Origin of the sequence: Frateuria sp. GZRR35 (assembly GCF_051900415.1) — a bacterium.
GTDB lineage: Bacteria > Pseudomonadota > Gammaproteobacteria > Xanthomonadales > Rhodanobacteraceae > Frateuria_A.
The window spans coordinates 307489-323625 of sequence record NZ_JBHZGL010000001.1 but is presented as its reverse complement, the minus strand read 5'-3'; the positions used below and the strand labels follow the sequence as shown (position 1 = coordinate 323625).

Annotated in this window: 13 protein-coding genes; 9 read left to right on the top strand and 4 right to left on the bottom strand. The window is 70.8% G+C overall.

Translation table 11 applies throughout. The features are described from left to right. The first annotated feature begins 116 nt into the window (after positions 1-116). The 9 genes from ACFWZ3_RS01380 to ACFWZ3_RS01340 all read left to right on the top strand — a co-directional run bounded on the left by ACFWZ3_RS01380 (position 117) and on the right by ACFWZ3_RS01340 (position 8146). Positions 117-2282 carry a primosomal protein N' gene (locus ACFWZ3_RS01380; RefSeq protein ID WP_439705990.1) on the top strand — a complete coding sequence of 722 codons (2166 nt, stop codon included), beginning with the start codon at positions 117-119 and terminating at the stop codon, positions 2280-2282. A gap of 157 nt (positions 2283-2439) precedes the next feature. After that, positions 2440-3741, top strand: coding sequence for an NAD(P)/FAD-dependent oxidoreductase (locus ACFWZ3_RS01375; RefSeq protein WP_439705989.1), 1302 nt, complete (start codon positions 2440-2442; stop codon positions 3739-3741). A gap of 16 nt (positions 3742-3757) precedes the next feature. Then, positions 3758-4711, top strand: coding sequence for a transaldolase (gene tal, locus ACFWZ3_RS01370; protein WP_439705988.1), 954 nt, complete (start codon positions 3758-3760; stop codon positions 4709-4711). Between the two features lie 210 nt (positions 4712-4921). After that, positions 4922-5482: a HutD/Ves family protein gene (locus ACFWZ3_RS01365; protein ID WP_439705987.1), complete on the top strand. Its 561-nt coding sequence runs from the start codon at positions 4922-4924 to the stop codon at positions 5480-5482. A gap of 84 nt (positions 5483-5566) precedes the next feature. Beyond that, entirely contained in the window at positions 5567-6154 is a 588-nt protein-coding gene (locus ACFWZ3_RS01360; protein WP_439705986.1) for an NnrU family protein, read from the top strand. 77 nt (positions 6155-6231) lie between these two features. Beyond that, positions 6232-6429: a hypothetical protein gene (locus tag ACFWZ3_RS01355; protein ID WP_231321914.1), complete on the top strand. Its 198-nt coding sequence runs from the start codon at positions 6232-6234 to the stop codon at positions 6427-6429. A gap of 1 nt (position 6430) precedes the next feature. Then, positions 6431-7030 carry a DUF938 domain-containing protein gene (locus tag ACFWZ3_RS01350; protein WP_439705985.1) on the top strand — a complete coding sequence of 200 codons (600 nt, stop codon included), beginning with the start codon at positions 6431-6433 and terminating at the stop codon, positions 7028-7030. A 95-nt stretch (positions 7031-7125) separates the two neighbouring features. Continuing rightward, positions 7126-7671 carry a lipocalin family protein gene (locus tag ACFWZ3_RS01345; protein WP_439705984.1) on the top strand — a complete coding sequence of 182 codons (546 nt, stop codon included), beginning with the start codon at positions 7126-7128 and terminating at the stop codon, positions 7669-7671. 76 nt (positions 7672-7747) lie between these two features. Then, entirely contained in the window at positions 7748-8146 is a 399-nt protein-coding gene (locus tag ACFWZ3_RS01340; protein ID WP_439705983.1) for a YchJ family protein, read from the top strand. A 32-nt stretch (positions 8147-8178) separates the two neighbouring features. Here ACFWZ3_RS01340 and ligB read toward each other — a convergent pair whose 3' ends face one another. The 4 genes from ligB to ACFWZ3_RS01320 form a co-directional block, all read right to left on the bottom strand. Next, positions 8179-9864, bottom strand: coding sequence for an NAD-dependent DNA ligase LigB (gene ligB, locus ACFWZ3_RS01335; protein ID WP_439705982.1), 1686 nt, complete (start codon positions 9862-9864; stop codon positions 8179-8181). 227 nt (positions 9865-10091) lie between these two features. Beyond that, positions 10092-10844, bottom strand: coding sequence for an NRDE family protein (locus ACFWZ3_RS01330; RefSeq protein WP_439705981.1), 753 nt, complete (start codon positions 10842-10844; stop codon positions 10092-10094). A gap of 91 nt (positions 10845-10935) precedes the next feature. Next, complete coding sequence (locus ACFWZ3_RS01325) at positions 10936-13758, bottom strand: TonB-dependent receptor plug domain-containing protein (RefSeq protein ID WP_439705980.1); 2823 nt, start codon at positions 13756-13758, stop codon at positions 10936-10938. A gap of 250 nt (positions 13759-14008) precedes the next feature. Continuing rightward, positions 14009-16114: a TonB-dependent receptor family protein gene (locus tag ACFWZ3_RS01320; RefSeq protein ID WP_439705979.1), complete on the bottom strand. Its 2106-nt coding sequence runs from the start codon at positions 16112-16114 to the stop codon at positions 14009-14011. Between the last annotated feature and the right edge of the window lie 23 nt (positions 16115-16137).

Genomic DNA, 16137 nt, shown 5'->3' with positions numbered 1-16137 from the left:
TTTCCGCCGGGAGAGAGCCACTTAGGAAAGATTCCTAGATGACCGGGCAGCACCCACCTGCGCGCCCGCGGGACACCGTCGGGGAGCCGTTACACTGGCCCGCCCACGAGGTGTCCATGCCCGCCGTCGTCCGCGTCGCCCTGCCGGTTCCGCTCGCCCGCCTGTTCGACTACCTGCCGCCCGCCGGCGGGGTGGCGGTCGGCAGCCGCGTGCTGGTGCCGTTCGGGCGCAAGAAGCTGGTCGGCGTGGTGGTGGCCAGCGGGGTGGAGGCGGCGGTGGCCGGGGCACGGCTCAAGGCGGTGCTTTCCGTACTGGACGACGCGCCCCTGCTCGATGCCGAGCTGATGCAGACCCTGGCCTGGGCCGCCGACTACTGGCTGGCGGCGCCCGGCGAGGCCTACGCCAACGCGCTGCCGCTGGCGCTGCGCGAGCCACGGCCGCTGCCGCAGACCACCGAGCCCTGTTATGCGCTCACCGTGGCCGGGCGGAGCGCGCGCGACGCGGGCAGCCGGCGCGGGTCCAGCCGGGCGCTGCTCGACCTGCTCGTCGCCGCGCCGCTCGGGGCCGCCGAACTGGACCTCGCCCTGCCCGGCTGGCGCCCGGCCGCAAAGCGCCTGCTGGATGCGGGGCTGATCGAACAGCGCACGCCCGAAGCTTCGCCACCAACACCCTCGGCCGCCCCGGCGCTGAATGCCGAGCAGGAAGCGGCCGTGGCGGCAGTCGCCGGCGCCTTAGACCGTTTTCAGCCGTTCCTGCTCGATGGCGTCACCGGCAGCGGCAAGACCGAGGTCTACCTGGCACTGATCGCGCAGGCGCTGGCGGCAGGAAAACAGGCGTTGATGCTGGTGCCTGAGATCGGCCTGGCGCCGCAGACCTTGCGCCGGCTGCGCGAGCGGCTGGGCGTGCCGGTGGAGGTGATCCATTCGAACCTTGCCGAGGGCGAGCGCGCGCGCGCCGGGCTGCGCGCGCGCAACGGCGAGGCACGGGTGGTGCTGGGCACCCGCTCGGCGGTGTTCACGCCGCTGCCGCAGGCCGGCCTGATCGTGGTCGACGAGGAACATGACGGCGCCTACAAGCAGCAGGAAGGGTTTCGCTACCACGCGCGCGATTTGGCGTTGGTGCGCGGCCGTGCGCTGGGCGTGCCGGTGCTGCTGGGCTCGGCCACGCCGTCGCTGGAAACGCTGGCCAACGTGGAGGCGGGCCGCTACCGCGCGCTGCACCTGCGCGCGCGACCCGGCGCGGCGCGGCCACCACAGGTGCAGATCGTGGACATGCGCGCGCAGCGGCTGGACCACGGCCTGTCGCCCGCGCTGCTGGCCGCGGTGGCCGAGGCGGCCGGGCGTGGCGAACAGGCGCTGGTGTTCCGCAACCGCCGCGGTTACGCGCCGGTGCTGCTGTGCCATGCCTGTGGCTGGCACGCCGAGTGTCCGCGCTGCGAACACCCGATGACCCTGCATGCGCAGCGCCGCACGCTGGCATGCCATCACTGCGACCGGCACGCGGCCGTGCCGCCGGCCTGCCCGGCCTGCGGCAGCGCCGAACTCAAGCCCCAGGGCCAGGGCACCGAGCGTCTGGAGGAAGCGCTCGCCGCACGCTTCCCCGGCGTACCGGTGCTGCGCATCGACCGCGAGACCACACGCCGCCGCGACGCCTTCGAACAGTTGCTCCACGGCCTGCAGGACGATGCGCCGACCATCCTGGTCGGCACGCAGATGTTGGCCAAGGGCCATGACCTGCCCAACCTCACGCTGGTCGCCATCGTCGGCGTGGACGAGGGCCTGCACAGCGTCGATTTCCGCGCGGGCGAGCGGCTGGCCCAACTGGTGGTGCAGGTGGCCGGTCGCGCCGGGCGCGCACGCAAGCCCGGCCGCGTGCTGCTGCAGACCCACCACCCGGACCACCCGCTGCTGCGCGGTCTGCTCGCCCAGGGTTACGCCGCGGCCGCGCGCGAACTGCTGGCCGAACGGCGCGAAGCGCTGCTGCCGCCCTACAGCCACCAGGCCCTGCTGCGCGTGGAAGCGCACCAGCGCGCGGACGTGGACGCCTTTCTCGCCGAGGCGCATGCCGCGCTGCCGGACGATGCCGCCCTGCGCATCGCCGGGCCCATGCCCGCGCCAATGCCGTTGCGCGCCGGCCGCCATCGCGGGCAGTTGCTGGTCGAGGCCGACACCCGCGGGCCGCTGCACGCCGCGCTGCGGCCCTGGCAGCACGCGCTGGCCGCGCTGCCGTCGGCACGCAAGGTGCGCTGGTCGCTCGACGTCGACCCGATCGACCTTTACTGACGACTCCTCGATCCGGTGTAGGAGCGCACCTGTGCGCGACCGTGCGGCAGGTCGTGCAGGACGGTCGCGCACAGGTGCGCTCCTACAGGGGACGCATTCGGTTTCCGCGCCCTGAGGTGGGACAATGGGCGGACGCATCCTTGTACAAGGCAAGCCCATGGACGATGCCCCGACGCTTCCCCACGTCGTGATCCTTGGCGGCGGTTTCGGCGGACTGGCCGCCGCCCGCGGCCTCGCCGGTGCCCCGGTACGCATCACCCTTGTCGACCGGCGCAACCATCACCTGTTCCAGCCGCTGCTCTACCAGGTTGCCACCGCCGGCCTCTCCGCGCCCTCGATCGCCGCGCCGCTGCGGCAGATCCTGCGCAGGCAGGACAACGTCACCGTGCTGCTCGACGAGGCGATGGACGTCGACCTCCCGGCCCGCCGCGTGCGCTTCGCCCACGAGACGCTCGACTACGACTTCCTGGTCGTCGCCACCGGCGCCACCCACGCCTACTTCGGCCACGACGCGTGGGCACGCTGGGCGCCCGGCCTGAAGACGCTGGACGACGCCTTCGCAATCCGCCGCCGTGTACTGCTCGCCTTCGAGCGGGCCGAGCGCGAGGACGACCCGGCCGAGCGGCAGGCCTGGCTCAACTTCGTCGTGGTGGGTGGCGGCCCGACCGGCGTGGAGCTGGCCGGCACGCTGGCAGAGATCGCCCGCCATACGCTGCCGCGCGAGTTCCGCCGCAGCAACCCGCACAGTGCGCGAGTGGTGCTGGTCGAGGCCGGGCCGCGCTTGCTGGCGGCGTTCGACCCGTCGCTCTCGACCAAGGCGCAGCGCCAGCTCGAGCGGTTGGGCGTGGAAGTACGCACCGGCACGGCCGTCACCGCGATCGACCGCGTCGGCGTGTGCCTGGGCGATGCGCCGATGCCCGCCTATACCGTGCTGTGGGCGGCGGGCGTGGCCGCCTCGCCGCTCGGCCGGCAGCTCGATGCGCCGCTGGATCGCGCCGGCCGCGTGCGCGTGGCGGCGGACCTCAGCCTGCCCGCGCACCCGGAAGTGTTCGTGATCGGCGACTTGGCCTGCGTCGAGCGCGCCGATGGCTCGCTGGTGCCGGGCGTGGCGCCGGCGGCCAAGCAGATGGGCAAGCACGTGGCGCAGCGCATCCGCGCTCGCGTCGACGCCGATTCGACGCCGGCTCCGTTCCACTACCGTGACCAGGGTGCGCTCGCCACCATCGGGCGCATGGCCGCGGTGGCACAATTCGGGCGGCTGCGGCTGTCCGGCCCGCCGGCGTGGTGGGTCTGGCTCGTCGCCCACATCTACTTCCTGATCGGCTTCCGCAACCGGCTGGTGGTGCTGCTGGACTGGGCCTGGGCCTACTGGACCTACGAGCGTTCCGCCCGCATCGTCACCGGTGCCGACGCCGACGACGTGCCCGCCGTAGACGAACGCCCTGCCGACTCACCCTAAGCTTTCGGAACCCATCGTGCCTTCCCAACTCGAACAACTGCGCCAGTACACCACCGTGGTCGCCGACACCGGCGATATCGACGCGATCGCCCGCTGGCGGCCGGTCGACGCCACCACCAACCCCTCGCTGCTGCTCAAGGTGGTCACGCAGAGCAGCTTCGCGCCGCTGCTGGAGGAATCGCTCGCCTGGGCGCGGGCGAAGAGCCATTCGCGCGAGCAACAGCTCATCGATGCCGGCGACCACCTGGCGGTGACGGTGGGGCGCAAGATCCTCGAACTGGTCCCCGGGCGCGTCTCCACCGAGGTGGACGCACGGCTGTCGTTCGACACCGACGCCAGCATCGCCAAGGCGGAGCGGCTGATCGGACTCTACGAAGACGCAGGCATCCAGCGCGACCGCGTGCTGATCAAGCTGGCCTCCACCTGGGAAGGCGTGCGCGCCGCACGCGAACTGGAGCGCCGCGGCATCCAGTGCAACATGACCCTGCTGTTCGCTTTCGAACAGGCGGTGGCCAGCGCCGAGGTGGGCGTGTTCCTGATCTCGCCGTTCGTCGGGCGCATCATGGACTGGTACGTGGCCAACACCGGCGTGAAGCAGTACGCGCCGGACGAGGACCCGGGCGTGGAATCAGTGCGGCGCATCTACCGCTACTACAAGACCCACGGCTACGACACCGTGGTGATGGGCGCGAGCTTCCGCAACGTGGGCCAGATCCAGGCCCTGGCGGGCTGCGATCGCCTGACCATCAGTCCCGAACTGATGGAACAGCTGGACGCTTCGGACGAGGCGCTGCCGCGCCGCCTGTCCGACGACGGCACCCGCACCGAACGTCCGCCGGCGATCGACGAGGCGCGCTTCCGCTGGGGCATGAACGAGGATGCGATGGCGAGCGACAAGCTGGCCGAGGGCATCCGCAAGTTCGCGGCGGACCAGCGGCAGCTGGAGAAGCTGCTGGCCGAGCGGCTGTAGCTTTCCATCACCTGCCGGGCGTGCGGCTGGCGGAAGCGCGGTGCGTCGCTCGCACGGAGTGAGCCGCGCTGTGGGCCCTGCGGCCTGGCTTCGCGAGGGCGAGCATGTTTCGCGGTCGTCGTGCCGGGCGCGGCGCCAAGCGCCGGAGTCGAGGCGCTGCCACCACACTCCCGGCCGCCGTCGCACCAAAGCTCACCCTACAATGCGGCCATGCCTCTCCTGCGCCTGCACGACTGCCCCGCCCGTCCCTGGAAGAATGGCCTGGGCCGCACCCGCGAACTGGCCGCGGCACCGCCGGGCGCCGGTATGGACGACTTCCTCTGGCGCGTGAGCGTGGCCGAGGTCGACAGCGCCGCGCCCTTCTCCGCCTTTCCCGGGATCGACCGCACCATCGTGCTGCTGGAGGGCGAAGGCTTCGCCATGACGCTCGACGACGGCCGCGTGCATGCCCTGACCGAACCGTTCGTACCGTTCGCGTTTGCAGGCGAGGCACAGGTGACCATCACGCTGGCCGGCGGCGCCACCCGGGACTTCAACCTGATGGTCCGCCGCGATCGCGCGCGCGGCCGCGTCGCGGTCTGGCGCGGGCCCGATCAGGCACGACCCCGGGCGGAGACGGTGTTGCTGTTCTGCGCACGCGGCCGGCTGGAACTGGATGACGACATGCTGGGGCCGGGCGATGCGTGGCTGCAGGCGGCGACGCCCCCGGCACACCTGCGGCTGGCACCCGGCAGCGTCGTGCTCGCGGTGGACGTGCTGCCGGTCGGCTGAGCCAGCCGCCGTGCCGTGATGCCATCGTCACGAAGGCTCGCCGCGGCGTGCCTATGATCGATGTCGAACCCGGGGAGAAGCGCGATGCAGCTGATGATCTACGGCCTGTTCGTTTTCCTCGGCATCCACGTGGTGCCGCTGGTGTTTCCGCGCTGGCGCCGCCGGCAGATCGACCGGTTCGGCGAACGCGCCTGGAAAGGCGTGTTTGCACTGGTGGCGCTGGCCGGCCTGGTGCTGACCTGCATCGGGTTCGGCCAGGCGCGGCGGTTGCCGCTGGTGCTTTACGCGCCGCCGCCGTCGATGGATCACCTCAACGCGCTGTTCACCCTGGTGGCCTTCGTGCTGGTGGTCGCCGCCTACGTGCCGCGCAACCACATCAAGTCGGCGCTGGGCCAGCCCATGCTGCTGGGCGTGGTGGTGTGGGCGTCGGGCCACCTGCTCGCCACCGGCCTGCTGCACGACGTGGTGCTGTTCGGCGCGTTCCTATCCTGGGCGTTGCCGATGGCGATCTGGTTGCGCCAGCGCGACCGGCTGGAAGGCATTGTCTACCCCGCCGGCACGCTGCGCGGCGATGCGGTCGCGGTTGTGATCGGCATCATCGCCTGGTGCCTGTTCGCGTTCTGGCTGCACGGCTGGCTGATCGGGGTCGACCCGATGGCCGGCATGCACTGACGGGTGCCGCCAGTCATCTACGCGCCGGCAACCGGCCGCGCTAGAGTCTTTTACTTCCCACCACCCGAGGTACGGCCATGGTCGGTTTCCTGCTCTGGTTGCTGCTGCTCGTGTTCTGCTGGCCGCTGGCGCTGCTGGCGCTGGTGCTGTGGCCGATCGTCTGGTTGATCTCGCTTCCGTTCCGGCTGGTAGGGATCACGCTGCACGCGGTGTTCGCCTTCCTCGGCGCGCTGCTGATGCTGCCTGCCCGCGTGCTGCGCGGCCGCCCGGCCTGAGATGGGCAAGCCGTTCGCGCCGGCCTGCGAACGCAACCGCGAGCCGATCCTGGACGTGTTGCGCGAGGCCTTCGCGGGCTGCTCGCGCGTGCTGGAGATCGGCAGCGGCACCGGCCAGCACGCGGTGCATTTCGCCGCGGCCATGCCGTGGCTGAACTGGCAGTGTTCCGACCGCGGCGAGTACCTGCCCGGCATCCGCGCCTGGCTTGACGAAGCCAGGTTGCCCAACACGCCCGAGCCGTTCGAACTGGACGTGGCAGGCGGTTGGCCCTGCACACGCTACGACGCGGTGTTCAGCGCCAACACGCTGCACATCATGGGCTGGGCGGAAGTCGGGCAGCTGTTTGCGCGCCTGCCTGCCGTCACGACCGATGGCGCGGTGCTGGTCATCTACGGCCCGTTCAACTACGACGGCCACTACACCAGCGAAAGCAACGCGGCCTTCGACCGCTCGCTGAAGATGCGCGATCCATGCATGGGCCTGCGCGATGCGGAGGCGGTCGACGCGCTGGCACGCGCCGCCGGTTTTGTGCTGCAAGAAGATCGCGCAATGCCGGCCAACAACCGCTGCCGCGTGTGGCACCGGCAAGGTGCCGGGTGACACAAGCCGCGGACCTTCGGAGGATCGCGCACGCTTGACGCCGGGTTGATCGCCAGGCGTGCTTCATGAGGGGGCTTTCGTCGTTCGGGGAGCCCATGCAACAGCACACAGACAGGCGATCGTCGCCACGTCCGGCACGCAGCACCGGCGCCACCGCGCGCGGCGTGGAGGCCGTGCCATGGCTGGACCTCGAACGCTACATCGGGCGATGGCACGGCCTGGCCTGGCTGCCGCTGCCGTTCCAGCGCCGCTGCTGGGGCGAACTCACGCTGGAATACACGCCACGCGACGACGGCCTGGTCGCGGTGGTCAGCGCCTGCCGTGACGAGGATGGCCGGCTGAGCGAAGCGCACGGCGTGCTGCGCCAACCCGAGCCCTTGCGCGAACCGGCACGGCTGCAACTGCGCTTCGCCCCGGCCTGGCTGAACCGCCTGCGCTTCGTGTGGAACGAGCATTGGGTGATCGCCCTGGATGCCGACTACCGCTGGGCCGTGGTCGGCGAACCTCGGCGCCGCTACCTGTGGATCCTGGGCCGCGAACCGCGCATGGACTACCACCTGTTCGAGGAGCTCAAGGCCATCCCGCGGCGCATGGGTTACGACCTGGCGCCGCTGCTGGTTTCGCGCCAGCGGGCCGACTGAGTGGTCGACGCGTTGCATTTTCCGCCCCAACCGTCAGGATGACCGGCAGCACTCTTCCGGTGGATTCCTGCATAACGTGCGCGCCGTCGACATCCTTACTCCCTGCCCTTGCGGCAACCCCGCCGGCTACGCGCACTGCTGCGGGCCGCTGCATGAGGGGCGCGCCGCGCCGACCGCCGAAGCGCTGATGCGTTCGCGCTACAGCGCGTACGTGTTGAAACGCGAAGACTACCTGCTGGCCACCTGGCATCCGAGCACGCGCCCGGCGCACCTGAAGCTCGCCGCGCAGCAGCCGGCGCCGAGCTGGCTTGGACTGTCCGTGAAGCGTCACGAGGATGGCGCGGTCGAGGCGGTGGTCGAATTCATCGCGCGCCTGCGCTACGGCGGCGGGCGGGCACAGCGCCTGCACGAGGTAAGCCGGTTCCTGCGCGAGGATGGCCGCTGGTATTACGTGGACGGCGAGATCCTGGCCTAGCGGTTGCCTGCGGGCAGGCCCCCGCGTGTTGCTCAGAACCCGGTGATACCCATCGCGTGCAGTCGCGCGGCGAGGCGGCCCACCTCCGGGTGGTGGAAGAAGGCCTGCAACCGCGCGGCCCCGGCGGGACCGACGCCCGGCTCCTTCGCCCATACCGCCGCGTCCCGCGCCGCCAGCACACCCCAGTTGGGCAGAGCGGCAGCCCCCGCTGCCGGCATGCCCATCGCGCGCAGCCAGGATGCAAACCCGGCCGCCCGCGCATGTGCGAATGCCCGGGACAGCTTTGCGCCACGGGTGGCGCCGATGCGCGGCACCGCCGCCAGCTGCGCGGGCGTGAGCGAGAGCCAGTCCAATACGCCGTGCACCAGCCCGGCATCGACGAGGGCGCGCCAGGTCGTCTCGCCGATGCCATCGATGCGCAAGCCTTGCCGACCGCCGAGCCACACCAGCCGCGCCAGGAACTGGCGTTCGCAACCGGCATCGGGATGCCAGCAGTCCAGGCCATCGCGCATCGTTTCCGGCGGGACGACTACCGCAGCACGCCCGCGGGTGCGCCACACCACGCCGTCGAAGCGCGGGATGGTGAGGCCGGCCAACGAGAGCGCGACCTGGTCGCCCGGCCGTGCGTCGAGCTTGCGCCAGCGGGCCAGCGAGCCGACGCTCACGCGTCGCACCGTGCGGTCGTCCAGCACCACCGGCTCCAGCTCGAGCACCACGCTGATGCGGCCGCGCCGCCCGCGGCGGAAGTCCACCGCGCGCACCGTGGCCAGCGCCCTGGCGGGCGGGTATTTCCAGGCGACCGCCCAGTCCGGTGGCGCGGGCTGCCACGCGGTGCCGCGCGGCCGGTGGCCCTGGCGCAGCACGGTGCCGTCGCTGGCGAAGGGCAGCGCCTGGCGGTACCAGCGCTCGCGCCAGCGGCGGACCTGCGCGAGGCTCGTCACCGGCTGGGTCAGCGCCACGCTGGCGCCGAAGCCCATGGCCTGGAGGCCCGCCAGTCGCGCACGCATGTCGGCCGGCCCGCTCGGCCAGTCCCACACGAACAGGCCGATGTGCGCCGCCGTCCGGGCGTCGAACGGTTGGCGTGCCAGTGCACCAGCGACATCGGCACGCGCACGCACGCCGCCCTCGGTGGCCTGCCGGTGCCCTGGCAGGTGCCAGACTAGCTCGCCCTGCAGCACCACGCGCGGTGGCGCGTGCGCGAGGCGTTTCGGCACGGCCGCGATCCTTTCCACCTGCGCGGTCCAGTCCGAGCCATGCAGGCCGTCGCCACGGCTCACGGCCTGGCGCAGCTCGCCCTCGACATACAGCAAGGTGACGGCCACGCCGTCGGCCTTGGGCTGCACCCACAGGTCGCGGTCGCCACGCTCATGCATCCACGCCTGCACGGCCGCCGCATCGGGGAGCTTGGCCAGGCCGGTCTGCGCGATCGGCGCGCGGACGGGGCCGGTCGCATCGGCCAGGTGCGCCAGCGCCGGCGGCGCCTGTCCGGGAAAGCAGGCGCGCCAGCTTTCGTAGCGGGCGAGGGCCTGGTCGTAGATCGCGTCGTCGACGGGCGAGCGGCCGTCGGTGCGGTAGGCATGGTTCCAGCGGTCGAGCTGATCGTGCAGGGCCTGCAGCTCGTGCGTGGCGCGCGGTGCATCCCAGGCTGGGCAGGTGGCCAGGCAAGGTCTGATCAGCAGGCAGGCGGCCAACAGCCACCAGCGCCATCCGTGTCGCATCGAACGTTCCCTCGTGGGTGGCAGGTCCGACACGGTAGCGGTGCGCCGGCCATCGGCGCAGTGGCAGCCGGCCGATCGATGGCGTAGGGCGCGCCCGATCGGGAGGTGGGCGATTGCGCAGGGATCAGTGGGGTTTCAGGCGAGCCCCGGCCTCACCCACCCTCTCCCCGGCGGGGAGAGGCCCCGATCGCGCCCGGCCTGGATGTGCGCGGTACGCGGCGGGCAGTTCACCACGTCATGTCGCTCTGGCTTTCTGGACGTCCATCCGGTCCGAACCGGCGCTCGATGATCCGCCCGCCACCCGTGCGGTCGATCAGCACCAGCGTGCTCGCGCGCGTGCCGTATTCGGGCCCGCGGATGAACGCAGGCGAGAGCCAGCGTTCCCGCTCGCGGCCGATGCCGGTATCGGGAAGCTCATGGTCGAGGGCGGGCTGCTCGTCGGCCAGCGCCGCGAACAGCGGCGCGGCGTCTTCAGCGCCTTCGTCCAGCCATGCCTGCAGGCGCGCCATCAGCTGGCGCGTCTTCGGCCACGGCGTGTTGAAGTCGGCGTTGGACAGCCCGTGCACGCCCGGCGTCACCGCCTGCATGCGCGGCTCCGGCTGGTTGCCCAGGTAGAAGGCCGCCTGCGCGTCGAAGGTGAGCAGGTTGAACGGGCGATAGCGGGCTGCGTCCCGGCACAGCGCGCGTGCGTGCGTGGTGGCGTCGGCCTCGCCGCGCAGCCAGTCGGTGACCAGCAGGCCGCGTGATAGCCCGGTCTGCGGCTGGCGCGGGTCGCGCACGTTGGTGACCACGCCGCAACGCCCGAGCGGGCTTACTCCGAGCCAGGTGCCGCCGGCTTCCAGATCGCGCCCGGCGATCACCGGCATGTCGCTCCACCGGGCCAGCGGCGCGCTCGGGCGCGCGTGGTATTCGTCGCGGTTGCCCGCCAGCACCAGCGGCCAGCGCGGATGGACGTTCCAGGCGAAAGCGATCAGGCACATGGACGGCTCGGGCCAAATGGAAAGAACTATTGTCGCCGACAAAAAAGGGCGCGCCGTTGGCGGCGCGCCCCGGAAGGCCCGCGTGCGCGGGTTACATCTTGTACTTCACGCCGACCGTGTAGAACCGCCCGACCATGCCCATCTGCGACCAGGTCGGGTTGTAGTTGACGCCGGCGTAGTTCGCCGGATCGAACGGCGCACGGCGATCGAACGCGTTGAGGACCGACGCATAGACCGAAAAGTGGTCGTTGAAGTCGTAGTTGCCGGTGAGATCGAACTGCGTCCAGGCGCCCACGTGGCAGCTCGGCGGGAACGCATCGCCGTTGTCGTCGGTGGAGATGCAGCCCTCGCCCGCGTCCGGCGACGTCATGCTGATGCCGCTGGTGTAGTACAGCGTGCCGGTGATCGTCGCCGGGCCGAACATAAAGCTGTTCGACCAGGTCGCACGGTCACGCGGCGTACCGGCGCCGGAGGACACGGCGTACACGCCGTGCGTGCCGACGAAGCGCTGCACCGTGCCGTCCTGCAGGGTGAGGTTCCACTCGAAGATGCGCGTGGCACTGAACTCGCTGCGCAGCTTCACGCCGCCGAAGTCGAAGTTGCCGATCAGGTCCAGGTCCACGCCCTTGGTCTGCAACGCGTTCTGGTTGACGTAGGGCGCCTGCACCACCACCGGCTTGGGCAACAGCGTCGGGTGCTCCGGGTCGGGCACGTCGGGGATGATTGCCGAGCCCGGCGGCAGCGGCTGGCCGGCGAAGTAGGCATCGAGCACCGCCTGCGGGTCGAACTGGCCGATCACCCCGGTCTTCTTGATGTCGTAGTAGTCCACCGACGCGCTGAACTGCCCGGTCGGCTGCCACAGCACGCCGAAGGTCCAGCTCTTGGATTTTTCCGGCTGGATATCGGGGTTGCCGATGGTGTCGTAGGCCAGGCCGTAGGGACGGGTGTAGGCATCGCTGCCATGCGCCGCCACGTAGTCGTCCGGCAGGTTGTAGGTAGCGAAACCCTCCGACTCGCTCGATCCGTTCTCGGCGAAGCTCGGTGCACGGAAACCCTTCGACCATGTGCCGCGGATCGCCAGCGATTCGATCGGCTTCCACTTGAAGCCGACCTTCGGCGAGAAATTGCCGCCGAAGTCGGAATAGCGGTCGTAGCGGCCGGACACGTCCACCTCCAGCGATTCCAGGAACGGCGCGTCCAGCTCGGCATAGATGCCCTTGACCGTGCGCTTGCCGAAGGTGTGCGCCACGCCCAGGCCCTGGGCTGACAGGCCGGGGTTGAGGTCCGGATCGGACTGCTTCTCGCGGCGCAGGTCGATGCCGGTGGCCAGGCCCAGCGAACCGCCCGGCAGATCCATCAACAGGCGCGTGAGGTGGAAGTCCAGCGACTGCAGGTCGGTGGTCGACTTCTTGTGCAGCACCGGCGCGAGCTGGGCGAGCAGCTCGGGCGAGTTTTGCGACGGGTCGATGAAGTTATACGTGCCGTTGTTCACGGCGCTGATCAGCGCGGCGTAGTTGAGGAAGCCGTAGTTGTCCACGTCCAGCGAGCTGTGGTTGAGCACCAGCGCGCTGTCGTAGTTCCACTCGCCCCACAGGCCGTGGATGCCGCCGACCATGCGCAGGTTGTCGTTGACGGTCTTGGCGCCGCCCTGGATATCGCCGAAGGCGTAGGTGATCAGCGCCGGCTGGCCGGGGTACGGGTTGTTCGGGTTGTCCGAACCGTCCGGCAGGGTCGCCGGTAACACGATCGAGCGGGTGTTCACCGGCGTGCCAGCACGGATCTGCGGCGGCGTGGCCGCGGCTTCCACCTTGTTGTGGTAGTAGCTGCCGCTGACGTAGGCCTCGCTGGTGTCGCCGACCTTCACGGTCAGCCGGCCGTAGACGCCCGCGCGTTCCTGCTTGGGTGCCAGGTCGATGTAGTCGGCGATCTGGTTCTGCTCGCACCCGCTGCCCAGCTCGTTGGTCACCAGGGTGGAGCCCGGTCCGCACGGGCGCAGCGGTTGCCACAGCGAACCGTCGACCGCGGTGCCGGTCTGCTGGCCGCCCGGTCCCGGCACGCCCGGCACGGCGGGCTGCACCATGCCCCAGATGGAGCCGTTGTTGAATCCCGGCTGGCCCCAGTTGAGATCGCTCCCGCCGCCCGGACTGAGGTCAGTGGTGTTGTACGGATAGTCGCGGTCGCGGGCCCAGATGCGGTCGTCCTTCTGCGCCTCGATGCTGCCGTAGGCGTTCCAGCCGTTCTTCTGCAGGTCGCCGCCGCCGAACAGCAGGGTGACGCGGCGCGTGGTGCCGCCACCACGCTGGGAAGTACCGATCTCGGCGGTCCCTTCGAGGCCCTTGTAGTCGTGCTTGAGGATGATGTTGACCACGCCGGCAATCGCGTCGGCGCCGTAAAGCGACGAGGCGCCGTCCTTGAGCACGTCGATGCGTTCGATCGCGTTGACCGGGATCGTGTTGAGGTCGACGAAGGTGCGCTGGCCGTCGTCTGCCAGCGGGTAATTGGTCGAGCGGCGGCCGTCGACCAGCACGAGCGTCGAGTTGACCGTCAGGCCGCGCAGGGCGACGCCGGCGGAGCCCGCCGCGAAACCGGCGGTGAAGGCGGTCGGGATCGAACCGCTGTTGTCGGCGGAGATCGCGCGCACGACGTCGCTGACCGTCTTCAGGCCGCTGCGCTCGATCTGCGCCGCGGTGATCACCGTGACTGGCGAAGGTGTCTCCACGTCGATGCGCGGGATCGCCGAGCCGGTGACGGTGATCGTCTGCAGTTGCTGTGCCTGTTGGGGGTTGGCCTGCTGCTGGTCCTGTGGCGGCGGCGCAGGCACGGGGGTGTCGGCAGGCGGGGTGGTCTGTGCGTAAACGGAACCTAAGGGCGTCAGCAGCAAAGCCAACGCCGTAGCGAGCTTGTTCGCTTTCATGACTCAATCCTCGGTTGTGGGGTGCGCAATGCGCCCGAGGACTGGTGGTGTGTTGTGCGCACCGCCAGCACTGCAGGCGAGGGGAATTGCGCGAGGGCAGTCTTCCACTTTCCGCAGGCGCTTACAAGCAATTAACCCCGCTTGGCGGAAACCGACACATGTCTGCCGTTGGCACGTTGTATGCCTCGCGCCACGGGCGATTCCGGGCATCCAGGCGCTTGCCGGTGTGGACGCCTATACCGCCATACGCTCACAGAACCAGACGCATGCCAACCGTGACGCTCCGGCCCGGTGCCGGTTCGTAGTAGCGGCCGTTGCCGTCGTTGACGATCACCGAGCCGACGATGTGGCGGTCGAACAGGTTGTCCACCCGTGCGGAGACATAGAGCCGGGTGTCGCCGAGCGCCAGGCCGTAGCCCAGGTCGAGGCCCGTGCGCAGGTACCCAGGCGCCGTGGCACTGTTGCGGTCGTCCACCGGCACCGCACCCACGCCTTCGAGCTCGAGGCCGCCGCGCCATCCCAGCTCGCTCCCACGTTCCAGACGCAACGAGCCGTAACGCCGCGGCACGCCCGGGATGCGCGTGCCGGCCGGCACCGTCAGGTCCGGTACGAGACAGGGCGTGTCGGCGCACGCCAGGAAGCCGCTGCGGAAACGCGCATCCAGCCAGATCAGCCCAAGGCGCAGCCTCCAGCCGGCGCCGAGTTCGCCATCGACCGACAGCTCCGCACCCTGTCGCCGGCTGCGCCCCACGTTGCGATACGTCGAGCGTCCGTCGTGGCTGCTCGCCACCGCCAGCTCGTCACGGCTGTCCGCGCGGAACAGTGCCAGCTCGATACCGAGCTCATCGTGCGGCCGCCACTTCAGGCCCAGTTCGCCGTTGCGGCTGCGCACCGGCGCCAGGTCGAGCGCCAGGCCCGCGCCGCCATCGTTCCGATAGCCGAGCTCGTTGAAGGTGGGCGTCTCGAAGCCCTCGCCGTAGCTGGCGTACAGGCGCAGGTGCGTGCCGGGCCGGTAGTCGAGGCCTGCCACCGGCGTGGTCGCGCGGTAACGCACGCGACCGCTGTCGTCGGGATTGGCGGTGGTGACGTAGCGGTCGCGCGCGCGGAACGCGACCTCGCTGTGGCGCGCGCCGAGCAGCAGCGACCAGCGCTCGGCGAGGTGCCAGTACAACTGCGCGTACTGATCGAACGCCTGCACGCGGTCGCGCTCGTCGCGACGAAGGGCCCCCGTCACGCCGAGGGTGTCGCCGACGAAGTTCTCGTAGCCGCGGCGATGCTGGTCCTGCGCGTCCCAACTCGTGCCCAGCACCGCTTCCAGCGGGCGCCCCAGCGCCTGCCCGCGATGGGTCCAGCGCGCATCGACGCCACCGTAGCCGCCCGCCAGGTCGATCACCCCGCCGGCGCTGAGCGGGCTTTGCTGCGCCACGGGCGGGATCGACAGCACCTGGTCCACCGCGCGCTGGCCGGCGTAGCCCATCAGGCGCACGCCATCGTGCTCGCCCTCGGCGCGCCAGGTCGCACCCAACTGCTGCTGTTGCACGCGCTTGCGGGTGTCGAAGGCGGTGGCGGCGTCGACCGGCTGGTGGGGATCGGCCCGCCACTGCGCGCGGGTGAGGCCCAACGGGTCCTGCGTCCACGGCTGTGCCAGCGTGTTGAGTACGACGGTCAGCGTCCGCCCGTTGCCCAGGTCGAATCCCAGCCGTGCGTTGCCGGAGGTGCGTTGTGCGCGGCTGTGGGCACGGTAGCCGTCGGTGCGGAAATGGCCCAGCGCCACGTTGTAGTCGAGCGGACCGGCAAGGCCACGCGCTCCGGCATCCAGATGCCAGCTGGCATCGGCACCGGCGAACGCTTCCAGCGTGCGCACCGGCACCGGCCCGCCGGCGGCCGTCCATACCTGGACCACCCCGCCGGAGGAATTGCCGTACAGCGCCGAGAACGGCCCGCGCAACACCTCCACGCGATCGGCCGCGGCCAGCGCGACGTGCGAGAGCTGGCCCTGCCCGTCCGGCATCGTGGCGGGGATGCCGTCGACGTACAGCCGCACGCCGCGCACGCCGAAGCTGGCCCGCGCGCCGAAGCCGCGGATCGAGAGTTGCTCGTCCTGTGCGTAGTTCTGCCGGTCTCTTGCCAGCACGCCGGGCACGCCGACCAGTGCCTCGGAAAGATTCACGCCCGGCTTGCCGCTGGCGCTGGTGGCTACCGGCACGCGGGACAGCGCGGCCGGCAGGTCGAACGGCGGGATGTCCAGCCGCACCGCCTGCACCGGCACCGGAGGTAGATCGGTGACGGTCTGCGCCGCGAGCGCCAGTGGCCAGCCGGCCACCGCGATCGCGGTCCACGTTCGACGCTTGCCCATCGACGTACCTGTCCGCTGACGAA

Bases quoted from the DNA above. Each gene is read 5' to 3' on its own strand.
- ACFWZ3_RS01355 (WP_231321914.1), top strand. From the start codon at position 6,232: ATGGTCGGTTTCCTGCTCTGGTTGCTGCTGCTCGTGTTCTGCTGGCCG.
- ACFWZ3_RS01330 (WP_439705981.1), bottom strand. From the start codon at position 10,844: ATGTGCCTGATCGCTTTCGCCTGGAACGTCCATCCGCGCTGGCCGCTG.
- ACFWZ3_RS01345 (WP_439705984.1), top strand. From the start codon at position 7,126: ATGCAACAGCACACAGACAGGCGATCGTCGCCACGTCCGGCACGCAGC.
- ACFWZ3_RS01320 (WP_439705979.1), bottom strand. From the start codon at position 16,114: ATGGGCAAGCGTCGAACGTGGACCGCGATCGCGGTGGCCGGCTGGCCA.
- ACFWZ3_RS01375 (WP_439705989.1), top strand. From the start codon at position 2,440: ATGGACGATGCCCCGACGCTTCCCCACGTCGTGATCCTTGGCGGCGGT.
- ACFWZ3_RS01360 (WP_439705986.1), top strand. From the start codon at position 5,567: ATGCAGCTGATGATCTACGGCCTGTTCGTTTTCCTCGGCATCCACGTG.
- ligB (WP_439705982.1), bottom strand. From the start codon at position 9,864: ATGCGACACGGATGGCGCTGGTGGCTGTTGGCCGCCTGCCTGCTGATC.
- ACFWZ3_RS01325 (WP_439705980.1), bottom strand. From the start codon at position 13,758: ATGAAAGCGAACAAGCTCGCTACGGCGTTGGCTTTGCTGCTGACGCCC.
- ACFWZ3_RS01380 (WP_439705990.1), top strand. From the start codon at position 117: ATGCCCGCCGTCGTCCGCGTCGCCCTGCCGGTTCCGCTCGCCCGCCTG.
- ACFWZ3_RS01365 (WP_439705987.1), top strand. From the start codon at position 4,922: ATGCCTCTCCTGCGCCTGCACGACTGCCCCGCCCGTCCCTGGAAGAAT.
- ACFWZ3_RS01350 (WP_439705985.1), top strand. From the start codon at position 6,431: ATGGGCAAGCCGTTCGCGCCGGCCTGCGAACGCAACCGCGAGCCGATC.